4 protein-coding genes are annotated in these 2,709 nt (G+C 72.5%); 3 read left to right on the top strand and 1 reads right to left on the bottom strand.

What is annotated here, in order from left to right:
• Positions 1-148: 148 nt before the first annotated feature.
• Positions 149-1,234, bottom strand: a complete 1,086-nt coding sequence (locus JLI01S_RS16390) for a polyprenyl synthetase family protein (protein WP_068266717.1) — start codon at positions 1,232-1,234, stop codon at positions 149-151.
• A 140-nt stretch (positions 1,235-1,374) separates the two neighbouring features.
• On the opposite strand from JLI01S_RS16390, the gene JLI01S_RS16385 reads away from it, so the two are divergent.
• The 3 genes from JLI01S_RS16385 to JLI01S_RS16375 all read left to right on the top strand — a co-directional run.
• A complete protein-coding gene (locus tag JLI01S_RS16385; RefSeq protein WP_068266714.1) occupies positions 1,375-1,674 on the top strand; it encodes a DUF6504 family protein in 300 nt (99 codons plus the stop codon).
• Positions 1,675-1,683: 9 nt separating this feature from the next.
• A complete protein-coding gene (locus JLI01S_RS16380; RefSeq protein WP_068266711.1) occupies positions 1,684-2,157 on the top strand; it encodes an SAV_6107 family HEPN domain-containing protein in 474 nt (157 codons plus the stop codon).
• Positions 2,154-2,709: PHP domain-containing protein (locus JLI01S_RS16375; protein ID WP_157075026.1), on the top strand; the 556-nt coding region annotated here is incomplete at its 3' end. The genes JLI01S_RS16380 and JLI01S_RS16375, both read left to right, overlap by 4 nt.

The raw sequence follows: 2,709 nt of genomic DNA, 5'->3' as shown, positions 1-2,709 counted from the left end.
AGCGCGCCGTCGGCTGCCCCCAAGAACTGCGACAAACGCTAGCGAAATTTCGTCACTCCGCATCTCGACAATCCACAGGCAGCCAGCCGCTGGCCGTGTCTCCGCAATCAGGAGCAGGAAGAGAGGGCGCAGGCCACCCCCCTTCGTCTCAGGTGGAGCGGGCCGTGGTGACGTCGACGAGGTCGGCGAGGACCGACCGCGCGGGGTCGGCGACCCCGGTCGCCTCAGCGAGAGCAGCACGGGCCGTCTCGGCGCCGTCAGCGATGTCGCGCTCGACCCCGTCGAGGGCGCCGGTCTCGACGATCAGCTCGCGGAAGGCCTCGACCTCTTCGGCGCCCAGGTCGGGCGCCCCGAGCCACTGGTCGACCTTGGTCGTGGCGACGTCATCGGCACCGGCGAGGGTGCGGGCGATGAGCACGGTGCGCTTGCCCTCACGCAGGTCATCGCCTGCGGGCTTGCCGGTGACCTCGGGGTCGCCGAAGACGCCGAGCACGTCGTCGCGCAGCTGGAAGGCTTCGCCCAGCGCCAGCCCGTATCGGGAGAGCGCCGCGAGGTCGCTGTCGGACGCACCGCCGGCGGTCGCGCCGATGAGCAAGGGGTGCTCGATGGAGTACTTGGCGCTCTTGTAGCGGATGACGTGCCGCGAGCGCTCGATCCGCTCCGCGTCGTCGAGCTCGTGCCACGGGCGCATCGAGGTGATGATGTCGAGGAACTGGCCCGCCATGAGCTGGCCGCGCATCCGCTCGAAGGCCGGCCGGGCAGCCGCGAGGGACTCCGGGGGCAGGCCCGAGTCGGCGTAGAGGTCGTCGCACCAGCCGAGGCACAGGTTGCCGGCCAGGATCGCGCCGGCCACGCCGAAACGGTCCGGGTCGCCGTGCCAGAGCCGCTCGCTGTGGGCTCGCGCGAGTGTCCGGTGCATCGCGGGCAGGCCCCGACGGGTCTCGCTGTCGTCCATCACGTCGTCGTGGATCAGGGCGGCGGCCTGGAAGAGCTCCATCGACGCAGCCAGGGAGACCGCGCCCTCGTGGTCCTCGCGGCCGGCGGCTCGCCAGCCCCAGTAGGCAAACCCGGCACGCAGTCGCTTGCCGCCCTGCAGGAGGGTGCGCACGGGACCGGTGAGGTCGGCGACATCGGGTCCGATCTCGGCGAGCTCGACCTCCCAGCGGTCCAGCTCGGTGTCGATGCGGTCCTGGACCCGCGAGCGCAGGTCGGCCAGGTCCAGCGGGTGCGGCACGTGGGCTCCAGTGGCGAGAGGTGTCGGTGGTCCGTGGTCGGATCCTTGGGTCGCGACCAGCCTACGTCGAGCGGGGTTGACGCGCTGTCGGCCCCCCGGTCTACTGTTGTTCGAACAGGTGTTCGAGCAAAGGAGTGGTCATGGTCAGGCTCGTCGAGGAGTCCATCGAGGTCCGGGTGGGGGAGTCACGGCCGGAGCAGTTCCTCTGGAGAGGGCGGCTCTACCGGGTCACGGAGGTGGTCGACCACTGGCAGGAGCGGCAGGACTGGTGGCGCTCGAGCGGGGGACGGCCGCTGGTGCAGGTCCCGCTCGCCCGGGACGTGTGGCGGGTCTCAGCCAGCCGGGGACGCAGCAGCACGCCAGGGGTCTACGACCTGGGCATGGACGGTGACGCCTCGGCGGGCACGTCCGGTTGGCTGCTCCTGCGGACCCAGGACTGAGGGGCCGTGATGGTTGCCGTTGCCGTCCTCCACCCCGATCGCCTCGACGGGGCGATGGACCTGCTCACCGGCGCCGGGGAGAGCCTGGCCGCCGCACACATGGCTCACAGCGTGCCCGACCGCAACACCGGGACCCGGCTCGCCGTGCTCCGAGCCGCTGCCGCCGTGCTGTGCGTGCGCGGTCGCCCGACATTCCCCGAGGCGCGACGAGGGAGCCTCGGAGGATCCGGCCCCGTCGACGTGTGGCGACTGCTGCCGCAGGTGGCGCCCGAGCTGACCGAGTGGGCGGACTTCTTCGAGACCGTCCTGCCCGAAGGGGGGACCCACCCCGGTCATGGAGCGTCCGGACCGATGACCGTCCGTGAGGTCGACGACCTGCTGCGCCAGGGCGAGGACTTCGTGCGGATCGTCGCCGGGCTCCTCGGCCTGCCCCCGGTGCCGGTCACCGGTGAGCTCATCCCGATCACGGGGGTGCCGGGGTGAGCTTTGCCCACCTGCACGTGGCATCGGGGTTTTCCCTGCGCCATGGCACGACGACACCGGAGGACCTCGTGGCCCGGGCCGCAGAGCTGGGTCAACCGGCGCTCGCCCTCACCGATCGTGACGGCCTCTACGGGGCGGTGCGCTTCGTCCGGGCGGCGACCGCGGCCGGGATCGTGCCAATCCTCGGGGTGGACCTGGCCATCGACGGCGGGTCCCGGGCACCCGAGCGTCGTCGCACCCCGGTGCGTGGCGGCGCCCAGGTCGACCCGCGTCACCCCCGCGTCACCGTCCTGGCCCGTGGCGCCGGTGCCGGGGTTCCGTACGGGGTCGGCTGGGCCAAGTTGTGCCGACTCGTCAGCGAGGTGCACCTGACGGGCGAGCGCGGCGAAGCGGTGGCGACGGCAGCGATGGTCGCCCGGCACGCGGCCGTGCCCGACCCCGATGAGCCGGGACCGCTGCTCGTCCTGCTCGGACCGGCGTCCGATGTCGGCGCGGCGCTGCTCGCCCGTCGACCCGACCTCGCCCGTCAGCGGCTGCAGGCGTGGCAGCAGG

It is taken from the genome of Janibacter limosus NBRC 16128 (assembly GCF_001570985.1).
Lineage (GTDB): Bacteria > Actinomycetota > Actinomycetes > Actinomycetales > Dermatophilaceae > Janibacter > Janibacter limosus.
Note: the sequence above shows the minus strand (reverse complement) of the source record. Positions and strands in the feature narration are given on the sequence as shown.